The organism is Oceanibium sediminis (assembly GCF_003265325.1).
Lineage (GTDB): Bacteria > Pseudomonadota > Alphaproteobacteria > Rhodobacterales > Rhodobacteraceae > Halovulum > Halovulum sediminis.
Window position 1 is genome coordinate 28,201 of sequence record NZ_QGNX01000006.1, and the last position, 24,979, is coordinate 53,179.

A 24,979-nucleotide genomic window follows, 5' to 3' on the forward strand; every position below is an offset into this window, starting at 1 on the left:
TGCGCTCCTTCAAGCATGACACATGATGAACGACCCTCCGACCGGGGAGAAAAGCGAGGTCCGATGTCTTCACGCACCATTCCGCTCTTCCTGGTCATCACCTTCCTGATTACTTGGGGGATCGTCGGCCTCTACGTGCTGACCCCGGCACTGGCGACAAGCTGGTTCGGGGAAATCAGCGGTTCGCACCCGCTCTTCTTCCTCGCCACCTGGTCGCCCGCCATTGCGGCGTTCGTGCTGATCCTTTCCCATGCCGGCGCCGCGGGCTTGCGGCGCTTCCTGTCGCGGCTCCTGCTCTGGCGCGCGCCACCGGGATGGGTAGCCTTCGTCCTGATCGGCCCGCCGCTGGTCTTCGTGGCCGGATCGCTGGTCAAGGGCGGTCCAATCCTCGCGCCGCTGCCCCCCGAGGGGGCCGGTCCGATGGTCGCGGTCATGTTCATGATGCTGTTCCTCGGCCCTGTCGAGGAATTCGGCTGGCGCGGCGTGCTGCAACCCCTTCTTCAGCGTCACGTGGCGCCGATCTGGGCCGGGGCGATGATCGGGGCGATCTGGGGCTTCTGGCACCTGCCCGCCTTCTACCTTGCGGGGACGGTGTTCGGCAGCTGGAACTTCCTGCCCTTCTTCCTTGGCAACGTCGTGCTCGCCGTTCTGGTGACGCCGATCCTGAACCGCACGGGCGGCAGCCTGCTTTGGCCGATGCTGTTCCACTGGCAGCTGATCAACCCCTTCTGGCCGGACGCGCAGCCCTGGGACACCTGGATCCTCGCCGGTGTCGCTGTCGTCGTCGTCTGGTGGCACCGCAAGACGATGTTCACCCGCGCGGGCGCTATGACGGAGGTCATTCCCCCCGCGCCCCGGGCCGCGCTAAGAGCCGCCGGGTGAGCGGGGTGCGGGCGGCCAGCCTCGGCATCGGGGCGCTGGAATGACCACCCGCCGCAGGGTTCTGACCGGGCTGGGCGGCCTGGCCCTGGCGGGCGGGGCCTACGCGACCGGCGCCTACCGGAGCACGATGGCCGCAACCCATGCGCGGCTGGCCCGCCGCAGCAGCGTGATCGACACGCAGGCCGGTGCCCTGGAGTACGCCGTTGCTGGCGACGGCCCCCCGGCGATGATGATCCACGGCACCGGCGGCGGGTTCGACCAGGGCCTGCTTTTCGCCCATGCGCTGCGCGAAAGCGGCTTTCGCGTCGTCGCCCCCTCGCGCTTCGGCTACCTGCGCAGCGCCTTTCCCGAGGATGCCTCGCCCGCGCACCAGGCAGATGTTCTGGTGACGCTACTGGATCACCTGGGCATCGCGCGCCTGCCCGTCATCGGCGGCTCGGCCGGGGCGCTCAGCGCGGCCGAGTTCGCGCTGCGCCATCCCGACAGGTGTTCGCACCTCGTCCTGCTGGTGCCCGCGGCGAACCTGACCGGCCGCGACCCGGTGGAATTCACCCCGGCGCAACGGCTGGCGGTGAACCTTGTGCTGGGCTCGGACCTTGCCTTTTGGGGGCTTTCCACGCTCGCGCCGGGGCAGATGATCCGGACCCTGCTCGCCACCGATCCCGCGCTTTTGTCCCGCGTCACACCGGATGAGCGGCGGCGCGCGGAGCTGATCCTCGCCGGGCTTCTGCCCATCAGCCGCAAGGCGGACGGATTGCGCACGGACGGCTTCTGGGCCGGCGCCCCCTCGCCCACCGCGTATGAGAAGATCCGGGTGCCGACGCTGATCCTGTCCTGCGAGGACGACCTTTTTGCCACGGCGGACACCGCGCGACGCCTCGCTGTGCGAATCCCCGAAGCAACGCTGGTGATCTGGCCCGAGGGCGGGCATATCTGGCTCGGCCACGACACAGACGTGGCACGTGAGATCACAACCTTCGTGAGCCAAGGCTGACCCCCGATGGAGACACCCGAATGAGCTGGAACAAGATCGTGCTGACCGGCTTCGGCGGCCCGGACATGCTGGAGATGCAAACGCGCGACGCATTGCCCGAGCCGAACGGCACCGAGGTACGCATCCGCGTCCTTGTGACCAGCGCGGCCTTCACCGACGCGATCATCCGCAAGGGGCTCTACCGCGACGTGAAGGAGAAGCCGCCCTTCACCCCCGGTTACGACCTCGTCGGCGTGGTGGACGCCGTGGGCCCGAAGGCGACCCGCTTTCGCCCCGGCGACCGCGTGGCCGACCTGACGACGATCGGCGCCTATGCCGAGTATCTTTGCCTGCCCGAGGACCGACTCACCCCCGTACCCGAGGGCATCGCGGACATCGACGCCCTCAGCATGATCCTCTCGTCGGTCACGCCCTTCCAGATGCTGAACCGCGTGGCCAGGGCGCGGGCGGGGCAGAGCCTGCTGATCCACGGGGCAGGCGGCGCGGTCGGTACGGCGATGCTGCAACTGGCGCGCGACGCGGGCATCACCGCCTTCGGCACCGATGTCGCATCCAAGCACGACCTGATCCGCAGCCTCGGCGCCACGCCGATCGCGGCGGATGCGACCCTGGACACGCTGAAGGCGGCCCTTGGCGATGGCGTCGATTTCGTTTTCGATCCGCTCGGTGGCAAAAGCCTGTCGCGGTCCCTTGACGTGCTGAAACCGGGCGGGATGCTGATCGCCTTCGGCTTCCAGAACGAGGTGCTGGGCCACGGCGGCTCGATCCCGCTGGACCTGGTGAAGCTCAAGCTCTGGAACTGGCTGCCCAACGGCCACGCCACCGCCTTCTATTCCATCGGCGCGATGCGGCGGAAGCACCCCGACTGGTTCCGCGAGGATCTTGCGCGCCTGTTCACCATGCTGGCCGAGGGGCGGATTGCCCCCGTCGTCGCCGAGCAGCTCCCGCTGGAGGACATTCGCCGCGCCCACGAACGCATCGAGGCCGGAGAGGTCGCGGGGAAACTGGTCCTGCGGGTGTCCGAGGCATAAGGCATTTTGTTTTCAAAGCCCTCCCGGTGACGCTTTGCACCGGGAGACAGTGCCTCGAGCGGTAATCCCGTCCGAAGCGGGGACTGGCAAGCTGGGCCGCGTCCGATCCTGACGGCGGGCCAGCGCGGCGAATGTCATCGGCCACGCGGCGACCTGCCTTATTCCGGCTGGCCGGTCAGCCGGTCCCCCCGCACGAGGAAGCGCCCCTCGATCCGCAAGGCCAGTGGCGCGCCCGAGATCGGCGGTGCGCCTTGCTCCGCCGGACGCTGCGCATGGATATGCAGGTGCGGCTCCGTGCTCGCGCCGGAATTGCCCGCCTCGCCCAGCCGGTCCCCCACTGCGACGCTATCCCCGGCGGCAACGCTGACGCTGCCTTGGCGCATGTGCGCAAGGACGATCTCGGCCGCGCCGCAGCGCAGGATGACATGGTTGCCAAGGCGGTTGACCGGGTCCTGCTCAGGCACGTCGTAATCCGGCATATCGCCCTCTGCCGCGATGACCTTGCCCGCACAGGGCGCGCGCAACTCGGCACCGAAGATCGCGTATCCCGCCGGATCGGCGGGCCTCCAACCGTCGGCGCGCAGCCCGAAGCGCCCGAGCCCGAAGAAATCGACCGCGTAGGATTGCCCGCGCCAGGGCCGGAACCGCTCGACGCTGGCATCCAGCGTCTTCATGTGGGCGTTCACGACAGCGTCGGACCCGCCATTCCCGACGAGGTAGCGACCGGGGCCGAACGGGGTGGCGATGTCCACTACCTCAACGGGTGGCAGGGTGCGTCCCGCTAGCGCCCGCGCCCCGTACCATCCACCCAAAGCACAAAGCAGGGCCGCCAGCGCAAGGCCAGTCCAGCCCCACGCCCCCTCGGGCAGCAGGGGCCAGGTACCGGAGCGTGCTACCAGCACCCAGTAAAGGACAACCCCCAGCCAAAGCGCGCCGTAGACCCAGAGCAACCACCAGACCGGCACCGCCCATTGCGCGATGCGCGCCAGGGCGAACAGCATCGCCCCCGTCCCCGCCGCCTGAAGTGCGCCCCCGACAACGCTTCCCGCCGGCAGGAGCGTCAGCCAGGCGAGCAGCGCCAGCGGCAGGGCGACCTGGATGCCGAGGACGAGGGCCGTCATGGTTGCGCTTCCGGGAAGCGGATTTGCGTGACATCGGCGATGAAGAACGGGAAATAGTCGTCGGTGCCGAACATGTTGCCCGCCTCGGCGTGGAACGGCAGGCGATAGCCCGCCACCTCGCGGAAGTCCGACACCACCGCGCCGAAGGGTTGCAGGCGGAAGGTCTTCTCCGGGTTGGCGTTGGTCCAGCGCTCGAAAGACACGACCCGCGGACGCCCCTCGGCATCGAGGGTCATGTCCACCGCCTGGGCCAGTTGCCCCCGGCGCAGGGTGACGCGGGCGGTATCGTCATCCACCGCCTCCCACGTCACGCCCGGCCCGGGCAGCACGGCCGCGGGGGACCAGATCACGGCCTCCGACACGAAACGCCCGAAGGCGGAGCGGGCGTGATCCACATCGCCTCCGGCGCGGGCGACCGGGACCAGGCCGAAGATCCGGAACCGCGTCCAGCGCCCCGAATCCGAGCCCGCGACGGGCATGCCCCCGGTCGTGTTCATGGCCCAGACGAACCCCTCGGGCGCGGCGAGCAGCTGGCGCGCCTCCATCGGCTGGTAGCGCGGGTCGTCCTTCGTCCCCAGGCTGAACTGCCCGGTCATCCCGATATCGGCCACCGGCAGCAGGGGGGTGCCCGGGCTGATGGCATAAGTGAAATAGCGGCGCGCCGGTTCGGGCAGGTCGGCCACCATCTGCGCCGTGAAAAGCGGCGGATCCTTCGGCTGCAGCGCTGTCAGCCGCTCCCACTCCGCCCGGTCGGCGCGCCGGTCCAGGAAAGCGAGCACGGCCAGCCCGACAAGCACAAGCGCGACAACGACGAGGATCGCGAAGAGGATTTTCATGGGTGAATCGCTCCGAAGGTTACGCTCCCCTCGCTATCGCCCCCGGATCACGGCTTCGATGAGGCAGATCAATTCCGGCTATCGGGCGGGACCGGCGGAAAGCGGCTCGTCCGTCCCCTGAAACACCGGCCTTCCATCCGCGCGCCACTCCGGCAGGCCACCCTCCATCCGGCGCGCGTCGAACCCTTGGCGGCGCAGGGCCGCGACGGCCTGATGCGCGTAGACGCAGTAAGGCCCCCGGCAATAGGCGACGATCCGGGCATCGGGCGAAAGCGTGGGCAGGAACTGCTCAAGCGTCGCCAAGGTCGTGTTGAGCGCGCCGGGAATGTGCCCGGCGGCGTATTCGTCCGCCGGCCGCACGTCCAGCACCGTCACCGATCCTTCGGCGAGCCGGGCGGCAAGCTCTGCGCGGCTGACCGGCTCGGGCGGGTCCTCCCCGTCCGACAGGCCGCGAAGAATACGCGCGACCTCGGCCAGGTTCCGCTCGGCCACCATGCGCAGAAGGTCCATCAGCCCAAGCGTCGTTGCGTCGGTGAGGCGATAGATCACCGCCTTGCCGTCCCGCCGGCTGGTGACAAGACCCGCCCGGCGCAGGTGCTGAAGATGTTGCGAACAATTGGCGAGGGTCAGGCCGGTCTTTTCCGCCAGGCCCTCCACCCCGCGCGGGGCTTGCGCCAGTTGTTCGAGGATCGAAAGCCGCGCCGGGGCGGACAGGGCGCGCGCGATGAGGGCGTATTCTTCGAGCAGGGCAGCCTTGGGGCTGATTGACATCGGGCGACTCCCGTGGATAGATCAATCAAGTGATTGATTGAATCATATCGAAAACCCCGCGCCCCGCAACCCCGAACGCCGTATGCCGGGATCGAGGGCAGACGTGTCGCGCGGCGCGCGAAAGGATGCGAGGGCATGGACATCGCCAACGAGCCGTTCCCCAATCACCGCGCCCCCAGGCCGGGTCGGAGAGTGGGGTCCCCCCTGCCCCGCCCGGTGTCGTGCCGCCCACCCGGCCTGCGGCCGACGACGAAGGCGCCCGCCGCATGACCGAAAGCGATCTGAGACACGGTATTCGCGAAAACGCCGGACAGGTCACGCACCAGCTGATCCAGGTGATGCTGGTGGGCTTTGCCATCGGCATGACCCGCACCGTGATCCCGGCGCTTGCGGAAAGTGAGTTCGGGCTCGAACGCGGCTCCTTCCTGCTGCTGACCTCCTTTGTGGTGGCTTTCGGCGCGGTGAAGGCGGTGATGAACTTCGTGGCAGGCCGCTGGTCGGAGCGAATCGGGCGGAAACGGGTGCTTTTCTGGGGCTGGGTCGTGGCGTTGCCGATCCCGGCAATGATCTGGCACGCGCCCGACTGGTCCTGGATCGTGGCGGCCACCGTGCTGCTCGGCGTCAACCAGGGGCTCTGCTGGTCGATGACGCAAACCGCGAAGCTCGACATCACCCGGGCCGAGGAACGGGGGCTGACGATGGGTCTGAACGAGTTTTCGGGCTACGTCGGCGTCGCGGGCGCGGGCATCCTGACCGCCTATGCCGCCGCGTGGCTGGGCGCGCGCACGGGGCTTCTGGTGTTCGGGCTGGCCGTGGTCGTACTGGCGCTGATCCTCACCATGGTCTGGGTGAAGGACACGCTTCCCTGGGCCCGGGCCGAGAGCGCGGCGCACACGGCCACGCCGCCGAAATCGCTGCCGCGCTATCCCCGGGGCATCTCCGCGGTGCCGACCACGGGCGAGGCTTTCGCGATGATGAGCTGGCGCGACCGGCGTCTTTTCGCGATCAGCCAGGCGGGGCTGGTCGAGAAATTCGTCGATGCCCTCGTCTGGACCCTGTTCCCGGTCTTCCTGGTGAGCCGCGGCGCCAGCCTGACCGAGGTCGGCTGGATCGTCGGCGTCTACGGTTTCGTCTGGGGCGGATCACAGCTTGTCACGGGGCGGCTTTCGGACCACGTCGGCCGTTTCTGGCCCAATGTGCTGGGCATGTGGATCTGCGGCGCCGGCGTGGCCCTCGTGGTGCTGGGAACGGGCGCTGCATGGTGGTCGGTCTCGGCCGGGGTGGCGGGCTTCGGCATGGCGCTGCTCTACCCGAACCTGTCGGCGGCGGTCGCGGACATCACGCCGCCCGCCTGGCGCGGCTCGGCGATCGGGATCTACCGCTTCTGGCGCGACCTCGGCTACGCGATCGGCGCGCTTGGCCTCGGCCTCGTCGCAAGCGCGACGGGCGTGATCGAGGCGGCCTTCTGGTTCGTCGCGATCTCTATGTTCATTTCCGGCGCCGTGCTGTTCTGGTTTGCCGAGGAAACGCACCCGCGGATAAATCCCGCCGATCCTCACGATACCTGATGCCCAGGGCGACTTCACCGCCGGTGCGGCCCCGGTTGAAGAACGGCGAACGCCCGCACCACATGAAGCGGCACGATCCGCGCCATCCGCGCGAACACCGCAACAGGACAGCGGCGCGCTTTGGGGTGCCGAGGCGCGCCCACCCAGCTCAGAAATTGATGCCGACGCCCAGTTTCAGGTAGGGAAGCACCCGCAAGCGGCCCGCCGTGTCGCGGATATCCGCGGTTTCCGCATCGACGCGGTCTTGCGTGACAAGTCCCGAACTCTCACTCGCCGTCAGGTCGAAACCCGAGCCGATGATCGCTCCGAGGTCTGCCGAGACCATGCCGTGCTTTCCAAGCCGCCAGTCCCAGCCCATGGCCGTGACGGGCGCGACCTTCCGCTTCTGGTCGAACTGCATCGTCACATCGGTGATCACACCGTCGATATTCACGTCGGACGCGATACCATGCGCGCTGTAGTTGGTGTGAAAGGCCCCGCCGGAGACGTGGAACGCGCCGCCCATCGGGTAGAAGTCGACCATCAGCCCGAAACCACCGAGGTTCACGGTGCCATCCATGTCGTAGCCTTCGACCTTGCCATCGACGTTCATCTCGGCCGAGCCGAAGGGGGCGCTGATGCCGAGGCGGTCATTGACGCGCCAGGCCAACTCCCCTCCCAGCCCGAGTGTCGAGACGTTGCCCCGCAGGCTCAGCCCGGTGCGATCCTCGCCGGGGGACATCGCGCCTGCCGCCAGCAGGGGGGCCGCGCCGTCGGGGCTATCCGACAGGGGGTCATTCGCGACAGCGGCGGTGGCGCTCAGGCCAAGGATGACGGCCAGGGCAAGTCTTATCATCTCGGGTAACTCCTCGTGAGACAGGTGAAACCGCGAGGAAATCGCCCGGCGCAAGGCCGAACGGAGACACCGCAGCTCTCAGGAATTTCCCATATCAAACAAGACCCTAAAGTTTGGTTAAGGCCGTTTGGAGAGATCACGCCGGCCGCCGCCCGGGGGCGCGGCCGGCGAACGGTCAGTCCGCGCTTTTGATCAGCGCACGCGCGACCGCGTTCGTCGCGGCAAGCTTTTGCGCGGCATCGCCGCTGGCAAAGGCTTCGTCCAGCTTCTTCGCCTGGTCCACATACTGTTCGATCTGCCAGTTGATCTGGCTGGTGGAGATCGCCATCCGCTCGTTCGCATCCACGAATTCGCTGGCGATCACGCTCATCAGGGCCCATGCGGCGGCCTGTTCGGTCCCTTCGGCCGCGCGGGTACGGGCGGTTTCGGCGCATTTCTGAAAGGCGTTCAGCCCTCTGCCCTTTTCTTCAAGGATGGTGATCAGATCTGCAAACATCGGTGTCTCCTCTAGGTAACGATTGACGTTGCGCCGCCGTGATTGCCGGACCAGACCAGCGGGGCATTCAGGAAGGATTCGATTTCCCCGAGCGTGGAGGTGTCGAAGGCATTGGTTTCCTTGGCGACCGCAAGCACGTCCTGCCATGTCGCCAGGCAGTGCAGCTTCAGGCCGTGGCGGGCCAGGTTGCGATCCGTTTCGGGAAAGATGTCATAGTAGAACAGCATGATCGTGTGATCCACCACCGCCCCCGCGCGGCGCAGCGCGTTGCAGAAGTTGATCTTGCTGCCCCCGTCGGTGGTCAGGTCTTCCACCAGCAGGACGCGCTGACCGTCCAGAAGGTCGCCCTCGATCTGGGCATTGCGCGCGAAGCCCTTGGGCTTCTTGCGCACGTATTGCATGGGCAGGCCCAGGTCCGCCGCCAGCCATGCGGCGAAGGGGATGCCGGCGGTCTCGCCCCCGGCGATGGCGTCGAGTTGCTCGAAGCCGACTTCGCGTTGCAGGACCGAGCCCATGAAGCTCATCATCGCGGCGCGCACGCGGGGATAGGCGATCACCTTGCGGCAATCGATATAGACCGGGCTGGCGATGCCGGAGGTGAACTGGAACGGCTGCTCCTTGGAGAAGTGGATGGCATTGATTTCCAGCAGCATCTTCGCCGTCGTGCGGGCGATGAACGCGCGATCGGGGTAATCATATGTCTTCATGGCTCTGCTCCTCTGTCGCGCCCGGCTGGTCGGCCACGTGCCAATACACCGGGAAGCCGGGATCAAACACCGTTACTTCGTCGCCCCCCGCATCGATCTGCGCAGGCCAGTCGAGGGGTTCGGCGCGTTTGACCAGGCGGAGGCGCGCGGCGGTCGGCTCCAGCCCATAGAAACCGGCCCCGTGCTTTGAGGTGAAGTCTGCCAGCCGGTCAAGCTGGCCTTCCTGCTCGAACACGCTGGCCAGGATCGGCATCGTGTTGATGGCGGTGAACATGCCCGCACAGCCGCAAGGGCTTTCCTTGGCCGAGCGCGCATGGGGCGCGGAATCGGTGCCGAGGAAGAAGCGCGCATCGCCAGACACCGCCGCGTCCCGCAGCGCCAGCCGGTGGCGTTCCCGCTTCAGGACCGGCAGGCAGTAGTAGTGCGGGCGGATCCCCCCGGCGAGGAGGGCGTTGCGGTTCAGCACCAGGTGATGCGTGGTCAGCGTCGCCGCCAGCCCGCTATCGGCAGAACGGACGTAATCCACGCCGTCCTTGGTGGTGACATGTTCCATCACGATGCGCAGGTCAGGCAGCGCGCGGCGCAGCGGTTCCAGCACGCGGTCGATGAACACCGCCTCGCGGTCGAAGATGTCGATCTCGGCTGAGGTCACCTCGCCATGCACCAGCAGCGGCATTCCGATTTCGGACATTTTCTCAAGAACATGCATCACGTTCCTGACGTCCTTCACACCGCTGTCCGAGTTCGTCGTCGCCCCCGCCGGGTAGAGCTTCACCGCCTTCACGATGCCCGACGCAAAGGCCGCCGCCACCTCATCAGGGGTTGTCGTCTCGGTCAGGTAAAGCGTCATCATCGGGCGGAAGTCCTGCCCCTTTGGCACCGCCGCCAGGATCCGGTCGCGATAGGCGGTGGCCGCCTCAAGCGTGGTCACGGGCGGCACGAGGTTCGGCATGATGATGGCGCGCGCGAAATCCCGGCTGGAGTACGGCGTGACCGCCCGCATCATGTCCCCGTCGCGCAGGTGCAGGTGCATGTCGTCCGGGCGCGGCAGGATCAGCTCAGTCTGCATGGGCCGCGCCTTCGGTCAGGTGATCGTAGATGATCGACATGCCGACGAGGAAATCGTCGATCTCCATCGCCTCGTCCGGATTGTGCGAGCCGTTGGCGTTGCGCACGAAGACCATGGCCGCCGGCACACCGGCGTTGGCGAAGACCGCCGCGTCATGCCCCCCGCCGGAGGCCATGACCATCGGCTCCAGCCCGAGGCGCTCCATCGCGGCCTCAAGCCCGGAGACGACAGCCCCGCTCATCAACGCGGGCGCGGTCAGGTTGGCCTGGTCGAATTCGAAACGCACCCGTCTTTCCCGCTCAATCTGCGCCACCTCGCGATGCAGCAACTCGCGCATCCCGTCGAGCGTTTCCGCGCTCTGGCTGCGGATGTCCATGGAAAAATCCACCAGGTCCGGAATGCGCGACATCGCGTTGCGCTCGGAATCCGTGTGGACGACGCCGGCGGTCAGGACAAGGTCGCCGCCCTTTTGCACGATGGACAGCCACGCCTCGTCCAGACGGGACAGCAGGTCGGCCATGGCCAGGACGGGGTCACGGCGGAAGGCGCGCGGCACGGCGCCCGAATGCCCCGCCTCGCCGATGCAGCGGATCCGCTTGTGACGGTGGTTGCCGCGGATGCTGTTGACGACGGCGGCGGGCATATCCTTGCCGATCAGAAGCGGGCCTTGCTCGATATGCAGCTCGATGTACTCAAGGATCGTGGCCGCATCCATCAACGGCTTGCCGGCGCGCACAGGGGCCATGTCGATGCCGACGCCCTGCATGTGATCCTCCAGGCTGCGCCCGTCCTGCTTGTGCTGCGAGAGGCGCTCCTCCTCGCTCAGCACGCCCATCAGCGTCTTGGAGGCGATGTAGCACGGGCCGAACCACGCGCTTTCCTCGCCCCGCATGGCGATGACCTTGACCGGGCGGGCGAACCGCTCGCCCCGGTCGTGGGCGCGCAGCAGGCACATAAGCCCGGCGATCACGCCCGCAAGCCCGTCGAAGTTGCCGCCCATGGGCACGCTGTCCACGTGGCTGCCAACCAGCACGAATTTCTCTGCCTCAGCGTCCTCTGGCAGGGACATCACCAGGTTTTGCCCCACGTCATAGGACACGGCCAGTCCGGCATCCCCCGCCACCTTTTCAAGGTAGGCGAGCACGGCGGTTTCCACCTCGGAAAAGGCGGGGCGGCTGACACCCGCCTTGTCGGGGCTCATGTCCGCGATAGTGGCAAACAGGTCCGCCGCGCGCGTCTGTTCGCAGTCGTCCACCACGACGGGTCCGATACGGGTCACGGCGCGGTCTCCATGAAGACCACGGCATCGGCGGCATCGTCATCGCGCACGGACCCAACCAGCGCGGACAGATCCGCCATGCCGTTCGCCGCCATGTAGGCTTCCAGTTCCGCGATGATCGTGATCATGGCCGTCGGGTTGATGAAGGTGGCCGTGCCCACCTGCACCGCCGAGGCGCCGGCGATCAGGTACTCGATCACGTCCTCCGCCTTGGAGATCCCGCCGCAGCCGATCACCGGAATGTCCACCGCCTTGGCGCATTGATAGGCCATGCGCAGCGTGATTGGCTTTAGCGACGGCCCCGACAGCCCGCCCATCAGATTGCCTAGCTTGGGCTTGCGCGAATGGATATCGATCGCCATGGACAGCAACGTGTTCGCCACCACCAGCGCGTCCGCGCCCGCATCCTCGGCCGCCTGGGCGACCTCGCTCGTCTCGCCCGTGTTGGGTGACAGTTTCGCCCAGAGCGGCAGGTCCGACGCGCCGCGCAGTTGGGTCATGACCTGGTGCGTGGTGGACGGGCGCATGGCGAAGGCCTTGCCGTCCTCCTCGATGTTGGGACAGGAGATGTTGACCTCGATCGCATCCACGCCGGGGACCGAGATTTCCTCGCAGATGCGCGCGAAGTCGTCGGCGTTGTTGGCCGAGATGCTGACGATCAGCGGCACGTCGTACTTCTGGTAGAAGGGGATCACGTTCTGGATGAAATAGTCGATCCCCTTGGACGGAATGCCGATGGAGTTCAGCATCGAGCCGCGCACCTCGCAAACCCGTGGCGTCGGGTTGCCGCCGCGCTTTTCGCGGGTGATCGTCTTGGTCACATGCGCGCCGAGCGCGTTCATGTCGATGACGTCGGCCAGGTCCTCGGAAAACGTGCCCGAGGCGGGCATGATCGGGTTCTTCAGCGTCAGCGCGCCAATTTTCGCGGTGAGATCTACCATCCCATTGCCTCCTGCATATCAAAGACCGGGCCTTCGCGGCAGACACGTTCGTGCACGATACGGTTGTCGCGGCGGAAAGAGCGCACGCAGCACTGGCACATGCCAAGGCCGCAGGCCATCTGCTGCTCCAGCGCGATTTCGCCCGGAATTCCGTGCTTTGCGCCGATGTCCTGCAACAGCTTCAGCATCCGGTTGGAGCCACAGGTATAAAGCGCGTCCACCTCTCCGGCGGCGATGCGGGCCTCGATCGTGGCGCGGATGTCCTCCATGCCGGAGGTGCCCTCGGCATCCGTCACGGTGATCACTTCCGCCCCCATTTCGCGGAACAGGTCGACGGACATCAGCACCTCGGGGCTGCGCGCGGAACAGATCGCCGTCAGCTTGCGCCCAAGGCGGCGCGCTTCCTGCGCCAGCGGGGCCAGCGTGGCCAGCCCGACGCCGCGCGCGACCAGCAGCAGGTTCTGCCAGTCGTCCTGGATCGTGTAGCCGTGCCCCAGGGGCCCGAGCACGTTCAGCGTATCGCCCGGGCGCAGTTCGGCCAGCGCGCGCGTCCCCTCGCCCGTCACCTTGTAAAGGAAGTGCAGCTCGCCCCGCTCGGGGTAGAAGCCGTAGATGCTCATCGGGCGGCGCAGGTAGGGCTGGTGCGCGGTGGTCACCGGGCAGAGCAGGTGGAAGAACTGGCCAGGGCGGCAGTTCAGGATCCGCTGAGGCGCGTCGAGGATCAGCAGACGGTACTCTCCGTTCACCTCTTCGTTGCTCTTCACGACGGTTTCAGCTTCGAAAGCTTCCCCGTTCGCCGAAGTCCGGACTTCGGCGGCGGTGTCGGTCTGTGTCATGGGTCTTCCTTTCTAGCCGAAGATCAGGTTCGGAATGAAAAGTGATATTTCGGGCACATAGGTCACGATCAGCAGGACGATGATGTTCACCAGCACGAACGGCCAGACGCCCTTGATGATGTCCAGCACTGGCTTGCCGAGCGTCGAGGAGGCGACGAAGATATCCAGCCCGAAGGGGGGCGTGATCATGCCAAGGCTGATGTTGAGCGTGACGATCATGCCGAAGTGGACCGGATCGACGCCCAGCGACGTGGCCACCGGGTAAAGCGGCGGCACCAGGATCAGCAGGGCCGAGTTCGGGTCGATGAACATCCCCGCGATCAGGAACAGCACGTTCACGATGATCAGGAACGTCAGCGGGCCCGCGTCGATCGCCGTCAGGAAGTTGCTGATCCCCGTGGGCACCTGCGCCATCGTGACGAAGAAGGAAATCAGCCCCCCCATCGCCAGCAGCACGAAGATCACGGATGTCGCGATCGCGCTTTGCTCGGTAATGCGGAACAGGTCGCCGAAGCCGAAATTCCGGTAGACCACCATCTCGACGAAGATCGCGTAGACGACGCTGACCGCCGCTGCCTCGGTCGGGGTGATGGTGCCGGAATAGATGCCGCCAAGGATGATCGCCGGCATGCCCAGCGCCCAGCCCGCGGTCTTGACGGCCATCGCCCGCTCTTTCCAGGTGGTGCGCGCATCGCCCTGAATACCCGCGCGGCGGGACTCGATCATGACGTAGACGGCGAAGGCCAGTCCGAGGAAGATGCCGACCGCAAGGCCGCCCGCGAACAGGCGCGCGATGGAGGTGCCGGTCATCCAGCCGTAGATGATGAAGGTGATCGAGGGCGGGATCAGCAGCGCGGTTTCCGCGCTGGCCACCAGCAGGCCCAGGCTGAACTTCTGGCTGAAGCCGGACTTGCGCATTTCCGGGTAGACCATCTTGCCCATGGCCGCCACCGTCGCCGGGGCCGAGCCGGAAACCGAGCCGAACGCCATGGAGCCGCCGATCACCGTATGCCCCATGCCGCCGCGGGTATGCCCGATCAGCGAGCGGACCAGCCCGGTCAGGTTGCGCGCGATCTGCCCCGAGCCCATCAGGTGCGCGGCAAAGATGAAGAAGGGGATCGCCAGAAGCGTTGTGTGGTCGATCCCGCCGAAGATCTTCTGCACGACGGCAGGGTCCGGCAGGCGGCCGAAGAACGCTTCCTTCGTGACCAGGGCCGGAATGCCAAGCACCAGGAACATCTCGAAGCCCAGCAGCAGAAGGATCACGCCGAGGACGGCTATCGCGATAATCATGATCCCATCTCCACTTCGGGGGTATCGGACTTGGCGTGCCGGTCGAACACGCCGAAGAAGCTGAGCGCGAAGCGCAGGGCCAGCAGCGCGAAACCGATCACCGGCGCGAAGTAGACATAGCCCATCGGAATGCCGAGGGTCGGGCTGCTCTGGCCAGTGCCAAGGACGAACTGCGACAGGCCGTAACCCAGCCACGCAAGGTAGATACTGAAGAAGAAGCCCATGGCATCGATCAGCTTCAGCACCAGGAAGCGCAGCTTTTCCGGCATCCGATCGCGAAAGGAATCGATGCCCACGTGTTTGCCACGCTCAAGCGCCAGGCCAAGGCCGAGGAACACGAGGAAGGTGTTCATCAGGCGCACCGCTTCCTCGATCCAGGCGAACTTGCTGGCGAAGGTGCCGCCGATTTCCCGGGTGATGACGCTGAAGAAGAACAACCCCGCCATTGTCAGGAACAGGACCACCAGCGTGGTGCGTTCCACCAGCCGTAGATACTTCACCATGACTGAACCTACTCCTCTTGTGACGATGTGATGGGCTGTGCGGGATGCGCAGGCTGTGCCGCGCATCCCGAAAAATCAGGGCTTTCCCGGAGCTCCCGGAAAAGCCCTTTCGCGGATGACTTACTCGGCCATCTGCTCTTCGTAGATCGCGATCAGGTTCGCGCCTTCTTCACCGGCCATCTCGATGTAGGCGGCCTTCGTCGGCTCATACAGCTTCTCGCGCAGGGCGGCGCGCTCTGCCTCGTCGGCGATGCGGACGTTGGTTTCGCCGGTCGCCTCGATCTCGGCAAGGGCGTCGGCCACGGCGGCTGCCTTGTGGGCGGTCAGCTCGGGCACCACTTCGGCGAAAGCCTCTTCGATGACGGTCCGGTATTCCTCGGGCAGGCTTTCCCACCACATCGGGTTGAACAGGACGACGTCTTCCATCGCGCCGTGATCGGACACCACCAGGTAATCCTGCACTTCGTAGAACTTCATGCGCAGGATGGTGTCCAGCGGGTTTTCCTGGCCGTCGATCACACCTGTCTGGAGCGAGGTGTAAAGCTCACCGAAGGGCAGCGCGATCGCGGATGCGCCAAGCTGGCTGAACTGCTCGATCAGGATGCGGCTGTCCATCACGCGGAACTTCTGGTCGGCGAATTCCGCGATGTTGTCGAGCGGCGCGTTCGAGGTGAAGTTCTTCTTGCCGTTCGGCCAGAGGGCGAGGCCGACGATCCCGCGCGAGTCGAACGAGTCCAGCAGTGCCTGGCCGAACGGGCCTTCGCGCAGGGCCTGAGCCTCCTCCGCGTCGTCCGGAAGCAGGTAGGGAATATCGAGGACCGACACGACCGGGTTGAACCCGCCGAGGAACGCCGCCGGGGACACCGTGCCCTCGAGCGTGCCGAGCTGGACGCCTTCGGTCATCTGACGCTGGTTGCCCATCTGGCCCTGCGGGAAGATCTGGAACTCCACCGCGCCGTCGGTCCGTTCGGACACCAGCTCAGCCACCTTGGCAAGGTGGATGTGGCGGGACTGCTGTTCTGATTCCAGGTGGCCGATGCGCGCAATGTAGTCCTGTGCGACAGCGGGCAGCGCACCCAGCGAAAAGGTCGCCGCGGCAAGTGCAACACCGAATTGCACGCGGGCGGACTTGATAGGATTTGTCATGTTAGCCTCCAGGTTGATGCCGCAAAACTACGTTAGCAGGGCGTCAAAATCAATATTTTTCTCACTTTTGCGACAATTCACAGGAATCTGCAAATTATTAAGGCAAATTCCCTGAGTTGCGACATATCACGAATGCTGCTAAATTGGGCAAAACTGAGAAGGGTCATTTCGCCTTGTCATCGCAACACGACACGATTGTCCAGGTCGGAGAAAGACTCCGATCCTATCGAATCGGCAAGGGGCTGACCCCCGATGATATTGCTAACAGCACCGGCCTGTCCCGCGCCGCGATCTACCGCTACGAATCCGGCCAACCGATCAAGGTCGACGTCCTCGGGCGGATCGCGGATTTCCTGGAAGTGTCGCTTACCTCCCTGCTCGGGGTGGGGTCGGAATATACGGCCTCGGCGGTGACGTTCTTCGAGCGGATGCGCCAGATCGAAGCTTCCGCCGACCACATCAGCGTGCTGTTCGGGCCGATTTCCTACCTTCTGACGACGGATGAATTCGACGGAATGCTGCGCCAGGTGCTTCGCGAAAGCGTGCCCTCCGGCGCGGCCGATTGCGAGTTCTTCGACACCGACCTCGACCGGATCATGGCGATCCTGCGCAGCCGCAAGGAAGGCTACCGCGCGCGCCGCCCGAACATCCTGAGCCTGGTGTCCAGCGCCGAGTTGGAACATTTCGCGCAGGTCGGCTTCGTCGGCCGGCAGGGGTTTTCGGGCGCGGAACTGGACGCCCGCCGCACCGTGGCCCGCGCCGAGATCCGGCACATCCGCACCTTGCTGGAGGAACAGCCGATCGGCGTCCAGATCGGCGTCATCGAGGATTCGATGCCCGGCACCAGCTTCCAGATCTTCCGCAACGGCACCCACTCGCAGGTGGCCGTCAGCCCGTTCCGGCTGGGCATGTACCCGAATGTCAGGATCGGCGTCGCCTCGATCTCGGGCGACCAGGAATCCGTGCGCCTGCACCAGCAAGTGACCGAGCGCCTGTGGAAGAACAGCCTGAAGGGCGAAGAGGCCGCCGAGCGGCTGGACCGGATCCTGAACCGCTGACGGGCGCGGCGGCCCCGGCCGACACGGCGCTCAGCAGTCGCGCAGCAACCCCTTCATCGCGTTCCTGTAGCGCTCGGCCACCGCATCGCGGTTGATATGCCGCCCGCCCCGCACCATGTGCCGCCCCGCGGACCAGACATCGGTCACGACAGTGTCCTTGGCCGCAAAGACCAGCCCATCCAGCAGTTGCTCGCGCGAAAGGGCGCATAGCGTGGGCGCGTTGGTGTCGATGGCGACCAGGTCGGCCAGCTTGCCGTCGGCGATCTGGCCCGCGTCCCGGCCCAGCGCCTGCGCCCCGCCCTGCGCCGCTGCCGTGTAGAGGAACGCACCCACGGACCCCTGGTCCGGGATCATGACGTTGCGCGCCCCGTCGCGCAGGCGCTGCGCGTATTCCAGCGCGCGCAACTCCTCCACGACCGAGATCTTGACGTTCGAATCCGAGCCGATCCCGAAACGCCCCGCCGCCGCAACATAGTCCGGCCCGCTGAACGGACCGTCGCCCAGGTTCGCCTCGGTGATCGGGCAGAGGCCGGCAACGGCTTTCGTCATCGCCAGTGCGCGGGTTTCTTCCGGCGTCATGTGGGTCGCGTGGATCAGGCACCAGCGGGCATCCACCTGTACGTTGTCCAGAAGCCATTCCACGGGGCGCGCACCCAGCCAGTCGCGAACGTCCGCCACCTCCTGCGGCTGTTCGGCGATATGCATGTGCATCGGCCCCGAGGTGTAGCGCGCGAGCAGTTCGGCCAGGTCCTCGGGCGCGGTGGCGCGCAGCGAATGCGGCGCGATGCCAAGGCGCGTATCCCCGGGCAGCGCGCGCAAGCCCGCCTCGGCCGCCTCGACCAGCCGGGAGAATCCGTCGACATCGTTGCCGAAGCGCCGCTGGCCTTCCTTCAACGCGCTCCGCCCTGCCCCGCCGTAGGTATAGAGCACCGGCAGATGGGTCAGCCCGATGCCCGTCCCCTCGACCGCCGCGAATATGCGCGCGGACAGTTCGGCGAGGTCGTCATAGGGCTGGCCTCCGGGCTGGTGGTGAACGTAGTGGAACTCGGCCACGCTGGCATAGCCCGCCTCCAGCATCTCGACATAGACCTGGGCGGCGATCGCCTCGATCTGCGCCGGGGTCAAGGTGTCCATGAAGCGATACATCAGCGTGCGCCAGGTCCAGAAACTGTCGCGCCCGGCCTGCCGATACTCGGTCATGCCGGCCATGGCGCGCTGGAACGCGTGGCTGTGCAGGTTGCCAAGCGCGGGCAGCAGCGTGTCCACCGTCACATCCCCCGGCGCGGCCGGGGTGTTCGCGCGGATCTCGACAATTGCACCATCCGCCACGGTCAGCCGGACGTCCTCAGCCCACCCTTCGACCAGCAGGGCCTGTCTTGCATGTATCACGGCCATGTTCCCACCTTCGGTAATGTTATGTCTAGACATATAGCCGATTCATATGTACGAGAAAAGCGGATTGTTGAAGGAGCGCCCGTCAATGAACGCCACGCCACATGTGTTGACCAACCTGACCGCCGCGACCCTGCGCCAGGACGCCGGGCCCTATGGCCTGATCGAGGATGCGGCCATCGCGCTGGAGGGCGACACCATACGCTGGGTAGGGCCACGGAACGCCCTTCCCGATGACCTGCGCGCCGTGCCGCCGCAGGACCTGGGCGGACGCATGGTGACGCCGGGGCTGATCGACTGCCACACGCACCTGGTGCATGGCGGCAACCGCGCCGCGGAATTCGAGATGCGGCTCCAAGGCGCCACCTACGAGCAGGTCGCCCGCGCCGGTGGCGGCATCGTCTCGACCGTTTCGGCGACACGGGGCGCAAGCGCGGCCGAGCTGCTCGACAGCGCCCTTCGCCGGGCCGACGCGCTGATCGCCGAGGGGGTCACGACCATCGAGGTCAAGTCCGGCTACGGCCTCGACGTCGAAACGGAGTTGCGGATGCTGCGCGTTGCTCGCGACCTCGCCGTGCAGCGCCCGGTTCGGGTGAGGACCAGCTTCCTTGGCGCGCACGCGATCCCGCCGGAATACAAGGACCGCGCCGACGCCTATATCGACGAGGTCTGCATCCCCGCCCTGCGCGCCTCCCATAGCGAAGGGCTGGTCGATGCGGTCGACGGCTTTTGCGAGGGCATAGCCTTTTCGCCGGAGCAGATCAGCCGGGTCTTCGACGTGGCGGGCGACCTTGGCCTGCCGGTGAAGCTGCATGCCGAGCAGCTTTCCAACCTTGGCGGTGCGGCGCTGGCGGCGCGCTACGGCGCCTTGTCCGCCGATCACATCGAATACCTCGACGACGCCGGCGTCAGCGCCATGGCGCGGGCAGGCACCGTGGCGGTCCTGCTGCCGGGGGCCTTCTATACCCTGCGCGAAACGCAGGTGCCCCCGGTCCAGGCGCTGCGCGATCAGGGCGTACCCATCGCGCTGGCGACGGACGCCAATCCCGGCTCCTCGCCGCTGACCTCGCTTCTGCTGGCAATGAACATGGGCTGCACCCTGTTCCGCCTGACCCCTGAGGAGGCGCTGCGCGGCGTCACGCTGAACGCCGCCCGCGCGCTGGGGCTGAAGGACACCGGCACCATCGCCGCCGGCCAGCGCGCCGACCTGGCGGTCTGGGACATCGCGCACCCGGCCGAGCTGGCCTATCGCATGGGGTTCAACCCGCTTCACAGCCGCATCTTCGGAGGCATCGCATGACCGCCCTGACCCTGCGCCCCGGCGACGCCACCCTCGCCGATCTGGAGCGCATCTATCGCGGGGACATGCCGGTCCGCCTCGACCCTGCCTGCCATGACGCCATCGCGCGGGCCGCCGCCCGGATCGAGGCTGCCGCGCAAGGCGAAGCGGCTGTCTATGGCGTGAATACCGGCTTCGGCAAGCTTGCCAGCGTCAAGATCGCGCCGGAAGACACGGCGCGGCTGCAACGCAACCTGATCCTGTCCCATTGCTGCGGCGTCGGCGATCCGATCCCGCCCGCGCAGGCGCGCCTGATGATGGCGCTGAAGCTGCTCAGCCTCGGGCGGGGTGCTTCGGGCGTGCGGATGGAGCTTGTCACGCTGATCGAGGGGATGCTCGCGGCAGGCGTCATCCCGGTGATCCCGCGGCAGGGCTCTGTCGGGGCCTCGGGCGACCTTGCGCCGCTGGCGCATATGGCGGCGGTGATGATGGGTCACGGGCTGGCCACCTTTGCGGGCGAGACCCTGCCGGGGGACGAGGCCCTGCGCCGCGCCGGGCTGACCCCGGTCGAGCTGGGCGCGAAGGAAGGGCTCGCCCTGATCAACGGCACCCAGTTTTCCACCGCCTTCGCGCTTGCGGGCCTGTTCGACGCCTGGCGCGCGACGCAGGCCGCGCTGGTGACATCCGCCATGTCCACCGACGCGATCATGGGCTCGACCGCCCCCCTCCAGCCCGAGATCCACGCCCTGCGCGGCCATCGCGGCCAGATCGACGCCGCAGCGGCCCTGCGCGCGCTGCTCTCCGGCTCTGAGATCCGCGAAAGCCACCGGGACGGGGACACCCGCGTTCAGGACCCCTATTGCATCCGCTGCCAGCCACAGGTCACCGGTGCTGCGATGGACATGCTGCGCATGGCCGCGCAGACGCTGCAGACAGAGGCGAACGCCGCCACCGACAACCCGCTGGTCCTGACAGAGGCGGGGCTGATCGTCTCGGGCGGGAACTTCCACGCCGAGCCGGTGGGCTTCGCCGCCGACATGATCGCCCTGGCCGTGGCCGAGATTGGCGCAATCGCGCAGCGCCGCATCGCGCTGATCGTGGACCCGACGCTGAGCTTCGATCTGCCGCCGTTCCTGACCCCCGATCCCGGGCTGAACTCCGGCCTGATGATCGCGGAGGTGACGACGGCGGCCCTGATGAGCGAGAACAAGCACCTCGCCAATCCCTGCGTCACCGACAGCACGCCCACCTCCGCCAACCAGGAGGATCACGTCAGCATGGCCGCCCATGGCGCGGTGCGGCTGGGGCGGATGGTGGCCAACCTGGAACGCATTCTGGGCGTGGAACTGCTCTGCGCCGCGCAAGGCATCGAGTTCCGCGCACCGCTGGCCACCAGCGCGCCGCTCGCGCGGGTGCTGGACCACCTGCGCGCGACCGTCCCCACATTGACAGAGGATCGCTATATGGCCCCTGACCTTGAAACCGCCGCCAGCCTGGTGTGCGCTGGCGCGCTGAGCCAAGCCGCGAACACCCCGATGCCGGAGCTCGCGCCGTGACCCCGGTCGAGGTGACGCGCGGCGACAGCCCCGTGGTGCTGGGCCTGCCCCACACCGGGACCTGGCTGCCCGATGACATAAGCGCCCGGCTGAACGAGCGTGGCCGGGGGCTGGACGATACCGACTGGCACATCCACACCCTCTACGAAGGGTTGCTGCCCGGCGCGACGACCGTGCGCGCCACGTTTCATCGCTACGTGATCGACGCCAACCGCGACCCCTCGGGGGCCAGCCTGTATCCTGGCCAGAACACCACCGGCCTGGTGCCGCTGACCGATTTCGACGGTGTAGACATATGGGACACCCCCCCGAGCGAGGCCGAGGTAGAGGAGCGCCGCCTCGCGTTCCACGCCCCCTACCACGCCGCCATCGAAGCCGAGCTGGAGCGCGTGCGCGCGATCCACGGCGTGGCGATCCTCTATGACTGCCACTCGATCCGCAGCCACATCCCGTTCCTGTTTGACGGCACCCTGCCGGACTTCAACATCGGCACCAACAACGGCACGACCTGCGCCCCTGTGATCGAAGCCGCTGTCCGGGACATCTGCGACGGGGCGGAGGGCTACACCTCCACCCTGAACGGGCGTTTCAAGGGCGGCTGGACCACCCGCCACTACGGGCGCCCAGACGAAGGCCTGCACGCCATCCAGATGGAGCTGGCCCAGTCCACCTACCTGACGGCCGAGCAGGCCCCTTGGGCCTATGACGAAACCAAGGCCGGTCGTCTGCGCGGCCACCTTTCAGACATCCTGCAATCCCTGGCCGACCTGGCCCCGACCCTAGGAGGCTCAAAATGACGAACCCCCGCCACAACATGCGCGACGTTTATCCCGACACCGGGCCCGAGATCACCGCCAAGAGCTGGCTGACCGAAGCGCCGATGCGGATGCTGATGAACAACCTCCACCCCGACGTGGCCGAGAACCCGCATGAGCTGGTCGTCTACGGCGGCATCGGGCGCGCCGCGCGCACCTGGGCCGATTTCGACACCATCGTCGCCAGCCTGAAAGAGCTGGAGGACGATCAGACCCTGCTGGTACAGTCCGGCAAGCCGGTGGGCGTGTTCCGCACCCACAAGGACGCGCCGCGTGTGCTGATCGCGAACTCCAACCTGGTGCCGCACTGGGCGACCTGGGACCATTTCAACGAGCTCGACAAGAAGGGCCTGGCCATGTACGGCCAGATGACCGCCGGGTCCTGGATCTACATCGGCAGCCAGGGCATCGTGCAGGGCACCTACGAAACCTTTGTCGAGGCGGGCCGCCAGCACTACGACGGCGACCTGACCGGCAAGTGGATCCTGACCGGTGGCCTCGGCGGTATGGGCGGCGCGCAGCCTCTGGCGGCCGTGATGGCCGGGGCCTGCTGCCTGGCCGTCGAATGCGACGAGACCCGCGCCGATTTCCGCTTGCGCACGAAATACGTGGACGAAAAGACCCACAGCCTGGACGAGGCGCTGGAGATGATCGCGCGCTGGACCAAGGCGGGCGAGGCGAAGTCCGTCGCCCTGATCGGCAACGCGGCGGATGTCTTCCCCGAACTCGTCAAGCGCGGCGTGCGCCCCGATATCGTCACCGACCAGACCTCGGCCCATGATCCGATCCACGGCTACCTGCCCCAGGGCTGGAACGTGGCGGAATGGCGCGAGAAACAGCAAAGCGATCCCAAGGCGGTGGAAAAGGCGGCCCGCGCCTCGATGAAGGTGCATGTGGCCGCGATGGTGGACTTCTGGAACGCGGGCGTGCCCACGCTGGATTACGGCAACAACATCCGCCAGGTCGCGCTGGAGGAAGGGCTGGAGAACGCTTTCGCCTTCCCCGGTTTCGTGCCCGCCTATATCCGCCCGCTGTTCTGCCGGGGCATCGGCCCGTTCCGCTGGTGCGCCCTGTCCGGCGACCCGGAGGATATCTACAAGACAGACGCCAAGGTGAAGGAACTGGTGGACGACGCGCATCTGCACAACTGGCTGGACATGGCGCGGGAGCGGATCAGCTTCCAGGGCTTGCCGGCGCGGATCTGCTGGGTCGGCCTTGGCATTCGCCACAAGCTGGGCCTGGCCTTCAACGAGATGGTGCGCACCGGAGAACTGAAGGCCCCCGTCGTGATCGGGCGCGACCACCTCGATTCCGGCTCGGTCGCCTCGCCCAACCGCGAGACGGAGGCGATGAAGGACGGCTCGGACGCGGTCAGCGACTGGCCGCTGCTGAACGCACTGCTGAACACCGCCTCGGGCGCGACCTGGGTCAGCCTGCACCACGGCGGCGGCGTGGGCATGGGCTTTTCCCAGCATTCGGGCATGGTGATCTGCTGCGACGGCTCCGAGGACGCCGACCGCCGTATCGCCAACGTTCTGTGGAACGACCCGGCGACGGGCGTGATGCGCCATGCGGATGCGGGCTACGACATCGCCCGCGATTGCGCGCGCGAGCATGGGCTGAACCTGCCCGGCATCCTCTGAGAACAGGGATGCCGCCGAAACCGGCGGCATCCAGCCCTTGCCCGCGGGGCGGGCGCTTGGGTCACGAAGTGCGTAAGACGCTCAGGAAAAAGGGAGCAAGCCGCTCAGGCGTCGCGCTCCATGATCCATTCCACCTCGGGCGCGGGGACGAAACGCCACTTACGCAGCGGCCCGGCCATGACGTTGAGGTAATACATCTCGAACCCGTAGGGCGCACCGCAAGGGTGATGCCCGCGCGGCACCAGCACCACGTCGCCGTCGGCGACGGCCATGGTCTCATCGAGCTGCCCGTCATCGGTGTAGACGCGCTGGATGCCGAAGCCGCTGGCCGGGTTCAGGCGGTGGTAATAGGTTTCCTCAAGATAGGTGATGCGCGGGAAGTCATCCTCGTCATGGCGGTGGCTGGGATAGGACGACCAGTGCCCGGCGGGGGTGAAGACTTCCGTCACCAGCAGGCTGTCGGCGTAATCCTCGTGCTCCATCGCGATATTGTTGATGTGGCGGGTGTTGGTGCCCTTGCCACGCTCGGTCAGACTGATGCCGTCCGGCCCGATGCGGCGCGCCGCATGGCCGCCCTTGCCCGGCGCGGAACAGACCGCCAGCACGCAGTCCGTTTCCGCTACCGCAGACCAGTCGCTGTCATTGGGCAGGTACAGGCAATGGGGCGGTGTCTTCTCAAAGACGTTCATCCGCTCGCCCAGAACGCCCCAGTCCTGCCCGGCCCCGGTGATGGCGGCCTTGCCTTCGACCATGACGAGGATGACCTCGTTCGATCCCGTTGCCTCGGACACCGCCTCCCCGGCGCGCAGGCGGTAGAGCGAAAAGCCGACGTACCGCCAACCTGCGCTTTGGGGGGTGATCTCGTGAACCTTTCCGTGGGTTCCGAATGGTTTTCTCAGTAAATCCGGCATCATATGTCTCCCTGCTC

General features: G+C 66.8%; 24 protein-coding genes. 9 read left to right on the forward strand and 15 right to left on the reverse strand.

What is annotated here, in order from left to right:
- Positions 1–63: 63 nt before the first annotated feature.
- From DJ029_RS15520 to DJ029_RS15530, 3 genes are read left to right on the forward strand one after another with little or no spacing between them, the layout of a single operon-like run.
- Positions 64–882: a CPBP family intramembrane glutamic endopeptidase gene (locus tag DJ029_RS15520; RefSeq protein WP_112323408.1), complete on the forward strand. Its 819-nt coding sequence runs from the start codon at positions 64–66 to the stop codon at positions 880–882.
- A gap of 40 nt (positions 883–922) precedes the next feature.
- Positions 923–1,876, forward strand: coding sequence for an alpha/beta fold hydrolase (locus DJ029_RS15525; RefSeq protein WP_112323409.1), 954 nt, complete (start codon positions 923–925; stop codon positions 1,874–1,876).
- Positions 1,877–1,896: 20 nt separating this feature from the next.
- Positions 1,897–2,907 (forward strand): medium chain dehydrogenase/reductase family protein, encoded by a 1,011-nt coding sequence (locus tag DJ029_RS15530; RefSeq protein ID WP_112323410.1) that lies wholly within the window; start codon positions 1,897–1,899, stop codon positions 2,905–2,907.
- Positions 2,908–3,065: 158 nt separating this feature from the next.
- On the opposite strand, the gene DJ029_RS15535 is transcribed toward DJ029_RS15530, so the two are convergent.
- From DJ029_RS15535 to DJ029_RS15545, 3 genes are all read right to left on the reverse strand, one after another.
- On the reverse strand, positions 3,066–4,028 hold the full coding sequence (locus tag DJ029_RS15535; protein WP_112323411.1) for a peptidoglycan DD-metalloendopeptidase family protein: 963 nt from the start codon (positions 4,026–4,028) through the stop codon (positions 3,066–3,068).
- The gene (locus DJ029_RS15540) at positions 4,025–4,864 is read right to left on the reverse strand and encodes a DUF6544 family protein (protein WP_112323412.1); all 840 of its coding nucleotides are present in this window, start codon (positions 4,862–4,864) and stop codon (positions 4,025–4,027) included. The genes DJ029_RS15535 and DJ029_RS15540 overlap by 4 nt, the downstream gene beginning before the upstream one ends.
- Before the next feature lie 78 nt (positions 4,865–4,942).
- Entirely contained in the window at positions 4,943–5,635 is a 693-nt protein-coding gene (locus DJ029_RS15545) for an ArsR/SmtB family transcription factor (protein ID WP_112323413.1), read from the reverse strand.
- 266 nt (positions 5,636–5,901) lie between these two features.
- Between DJ029_RS15545 and DJ029_RS15550 the strand changes: the two genes are divergently transcribed.
- Entirely contained in the window at positions 5,902–7,203 is a 1,302-nt protein-coding gene (locus tag DJ029_RS15550; RefSeq protein WP_112323414.1) for an MFS transporter, read from the forward strand.
- Positions 7,204–7,351: 148 nt separating this feature from the next.
- Here DJ029_RS15550 and DJ029_RS15555 read toward each other — a convergent pair whose 3' ends face one another.
- From DJ029_RS15555 to DJ029_RS15600, 10 genes are all read right to left on the reverse strand, one after another.
- Entirely contained in the window at positions 7,352–8,038 is a 687-nt protein-coding gene (locus DJ029_RS15555; RefSeq protein ID WP_112323415.1) for a hypothetical protein, read from the reverse strand.
- A 175-nt stretch (positions 8,039–8,213) separates the two neighbouring features.
- Positions 8,214–8,534, reverse strand: a complete 321-nt coding sequence (locus tag DJ029_RS15560) for a hypothetical protein (RefSeq protein WP_112323416.1) — start codon at positions 8,532–8,534, stop codon at positions 8,214–8,216.
- An 11-nt stretch (positions 8,535–8,545) separates the two neighbouring features.
- Positions 8,546–9,241 carry an orotate phosphoribosyltransferase gene (locus DJ029_RS15565; RefSeq protein ID WP_112323417.1) on the reverse strand — a complete coding sequence of 232 codons (696 nt, stop codon included), beginning with the start codon at positions 9,239–9,241 and terminating at the stop codon, positions 8,546–8,548.
- Positions 9,228–10,310, reverse strand: a complete 1,083-nt coding sequence (gene pyrC / locus DJ029_RS15570; protein ID WP_112323418.1) for a dihydroorotase — start codon at positions 10,308–10,310, stop codon at positions 9,228–9,230. Before pyrC ends, DJ029_RS15565 begins: the two co-directional genes overlap by 14 nt.
- Positions 10,300–11,589, reverse strand: a complete 1,290-nt coding sequence (locus DJ029_RS15575) for a Zn-dependent hydrolase (RefSeq protein WP_198671169.1) — start codon at positions 11,587–11,589, stop codon at positions 10,300–10,302. Before DJ029_RS15575 ends, pyrC begins: the two co-directional genes overlap by 11 nt.
- Positions 11,586–12,530, reverse strand: a complete 945-nt coding sequence (locus DJ029_RS15580) for a dihydroorotate dehydrogenase (protein WP_112323419.1) — start codon at positions 12,528–12,530, stop codon at positions 11,586–11,588. Before DJ029_RS15580 ends, DJ029_RS15575 begins: the two co-directional genes overlap by 4 nt.
- Positions 12,524–13,366: a dihydroorotate dehydrogenase electron transfer subunit gene (locus DJ029_RS15585; RefSeq protein WP_112323420.1), complete on the reverse strand. Its 843-nt coding sequence runs from the start codon at positions 13,364–13,366 to the stop codon at positions 12,524–12,526. The genes DJ029_RS15580 and DJ029_RS15585 overlap by 7 nt, the downstream gene beginning before the upstream one ends.
- A gap of 12 nt (positions 13,367–13,378) precedes the next feature.
- The gene (locus tag DJ029_RS15590) at positions 13,379–14,659 is read right to left on the reverse strand and encodes a TRAP transporter large permease (protein WP_112323421.1); all 1,281 of its coding nucleotides are present in this window, start codon (positions 14,657–14,659) and stop codon (positions 13,379–13,381) included.
- Positions 14,656–15,162, reverse strand: coding sequence for a TRAP transporter small permease (locus tag DJ029_RS15595; RefSeq protein WP_112323422.1), 507 nt, complete (start codon positions 15,160–15,162; stop codon positions 14,656–14,658). Before DJ029_RS15595 ends, DJ029_RS15590 begins: the two co-directional genes overlap by 4 nt.
- A gap of 120 nt (positions 15,163–15,282) precedes the next feature.
- Positions 15,283–16,308 carry a TRAP transporter substrate-binding protein gene (locus DJ029_RS15600; RefSeq protein WP_112323423.1) on the reverse strand — a complete coding sequence of 342 codons (1,026 nt, stop codon included), beginning with the start codon at positions 16,306–16,308 and terminating at the stop codon, positions 15,283–15,285.
- Between the two features lie 173 nt (positions 16,309–16,481).
- On the opposite strand from DJ029_RS15600, the gene DJ029_RS15605 reads away from it, so the two are divergent.
- Complete coding sequence (locus tag DJ029_RS15605) at positions 16,482–17,366, forward strand: helix-turn-helix domain-containing protein (protein ID WP_112323424.1); 885 nt, start codon at positions 16,482–16,484, stop codon at positions 17,364–17,366.
- Between the two features lie 30 nt (positions 17,367–17,396).
- Here the strand turns inward: DJ029_RS15605 and DJ029_RS15610 are convergent, their stop codons facing one another.
- On the reverse strand, positions 17,397–18,761 hold the full coding sequence (locus DJ029_RS15610) for a formimidoylglutamate deiminase (protein WP_112323425.1): 1,365 nt from the start codon (positions 18,759–18,761) through the stop codon (positions 17,397–17,399).
- A gap of 85 nt (positions 18,762–18,846) precedes the next feature.
- On the opposite strand from DJ029_RS15610, the gene hutI reads away from it, so the two are divergent.
- The 4 genes from hutI to hutU are packed head-to-tail and all read left to right on the forward strand — an operon-like array spanning position 18,847 to position 24,051.
- Entirely contained in the window at positions 18,847–20,058 is a 1,212-nt protein-coding gene (gene hutI / locus DJ029_RS15615) for an imidazolonepropionase (RefSeq protein ID WP_112323426.1), read from the forward strand.
- Positions 20,055–21,593 (forward strand): histidine ammonia-lyase, encoded by a 1,539-nt coding sequence (hutH, locus tag DJ029_RS15620; RefSeq protein WP_112323427.1) that lies wholly within the window; start codon positions 20,055–20,057, stop codon positions 21,591–21,593. Before hutI ends, hutH begins: the two co-directional genes overlap by 4 nt.
- Positions 21,590–22,390 (forward strand): N-formylglutamate deformylase, encoded by an 801-nt coding sequence (hutG, locus tag DJ029_RS15625; protein WP_112323428.1) that lies wholly within the window; start codon positions 21,590–21,592, stop codon positions 22,388–22,390. The genes hutH and hutG overlap by 4 nt, the downstream gene beginning before the upstream one ends.
- Entirely contained in the window at positions 22,387–24,051 is a 1,665-nt protein-coding gene (hutU, locus tag DJ029_RS15630; protein ID WP_112323429.1) for a urocanate hydratase, read from the forward strand. Before hutG ends, hutU begins: the two co-directional genes overlap by 4 nt.
- 104 nt (positions 24,052–24,155) lie before the next feature.
- Here hutU and iolB read toward each other — a convergent pair whose 3' ends face one another.
- Positions 24,156–24,962: a 5-deoxy-glucuronate isomerase gene (gene iolB / locus DJ029_RS15635; protein WP_112323618.1), complete on the reverse strand. Its 807-nt coding sequence runs from the start codon at positions 24,960–24,962 to the stop codon at positions 24,156–24,158.
- Positions 24,963–24,979 lie beyond the last annotated feature (17 nt).

What these genes read in the sequence shown, in the direction of transcription:
- DJ029_RS15555 (WP_112323415.1), bottom strand. Translation starts at nt 8,038, where the DNA reads ATGATAAGACTTGCCCTGGCCGTCATCCTTGGCCTGAGCGCCACCGCC.
- DJ029_RS15520 (WP_112323408.1), top strand. Translation starts at nt 64, where the DNA reads ATGTCTTCACGCACCATTCCGCTCTTCCTGGTCATCACCTTCCTGATT.
- DJ029_RS15565 (WP_112323417.1), bottom strand. Translation starts at nt 9,241, where the DNA reads ATGAAGACATATGATTACCCCGATCGCGCGTTCATCGCCCGCACGACG.
- DJ029_RS15540 (WP_112323412.1), bottom strand. Translation starts at nt 4,864, where the DNA reads ATGAAAATCCTCTTCGCGATCCTCGTCGTTGTCGCGCTTGTGCTTGTC.
- iolB (WP_112323618.1), bottom strand. Translation starts at nt 24,962, where the DNA reads ATGCCGGATTTACTGAGAAAACCATTCGGAACCCACGGAAAGGTTCAC.
- hutU (WP_112323429.1), top strand. Translation starts at nt 22,387, where the DNA reads ATGACGAACCCCCGCCACAACATGCGCGACGTTTATCCCGACACCGGG.
- DJ029_RS15585 (WP_112323420.1), bottom strand. Translation starts at nt 13,366, where the DNA reads ATGACACAGACCGACACCGCCGCCGAAGTCCGGACTTCGGCGAACGGG.
- DJ029_RS15580 (WP_112323419.1), bottom strand. Translation starts at nt 12,530, where the DNA reads ATGGTAGATCTCACCGCGAAAATTGGCGCGCTGACGCTGAAGAACCCG.
- DJ029_RS15610 (WP_112323425.1), bottom strand. Translation starts at nt 18,761, where the DNA reads ATGGCCGTGATACATGCAAGACAGGCCCTGCTGGTCGAAGGGTGGGCT.
- DJ029_RS15560 (WP_112323416.1), bottom strand. Translation starts at nt 8,534, where the DNA reads ATGTTTGCAGATCTGATCACCATCCTTGAAGAAAAGGGCAGAGGGCTG.
- DJ029_RS15595 (WP_112323422.1), bottom strand. Translation starts at nt 15,162, where the DNA reads ATGGTGAAGTATCTACGGCTGGTGGAACGCACCACGCTGGTGGTCCTG.
- hutI (WP_112323426.1), top strand. Translation starts at nt 18,847, where the DNA reads ATGAACGCCACGCCACATGTGTTGACCAACCTGACCGCCGCGACCCTG.
- hutH (WP_112323427.1), top strand. Translation starts at nt 20,055, where the DNA reads ATGACCGCCCTGACCCTGCGCCCCGGCGACGCCACCCTCGCCGATCTG.
- pyrC (WP_112323418.1), bottom strand. Translation starts at nt 10,310, where the DNA reads ATGCAGACTGAGCTGATCCTGCCGCGCCCGGACGACATGCACCTGCAC.
- DJ029_RS15590 (WP_112323421.1), bottom strand. Translation starts at nt 14,659, where the DNA reads ATGATTATCGCGATAGCCGTCCTCGGCGTGATCCTTCTGCTGCTGGGC.
- DJ029_RS15545 (WP_112323413.1), bottom strand. Translation starts at nt 5,635, where the DNA reads ATGTCAATCAGCCCCAAGGCTGCCCTGCTCGAAGAATACGCCCTCATC.
- DJ029_RS15550 (WP_112323414.1), top strand. Translation starts at nt 5,902, where the DNA reads ATGACCGAAAGCGATCTGAGACACGGTATTCGCGAAAACGCCGGACAG.
- DJ029_RS15600 (WP_112323423.1), bottom strand. Translation starts at nt 16,308, where the DNA reads ATGACAAATCCTATCAAGTCCGCCCGCGTGCAATTCGGTGTTGCACTT.
- DJ029_RS15535 (WP_112323411.1), bottom strand. Translation starts at nt 4,028, where the DNA reads ATGACGGCCCTCGTCCTCGGCATCCAGGTCGCCCTGCCGCTGGCGCTG.
- DJ029_RS15525 (WP_112323409.1), top strand. Translation starts at nt 923, where the DNA reads ATGACCACCCGCCGCAGGGTTCTGACCGGGCTGGGCGGCCTGGCCCTG.
- DJ029_RS15530 (WP_112323410.1), top strand. Translation starts at nt 1,897, where the DNA reads ATGAGCTGGAACAAGATCGTGCTGACCGGCTTCGGCGGCCCGGACATG.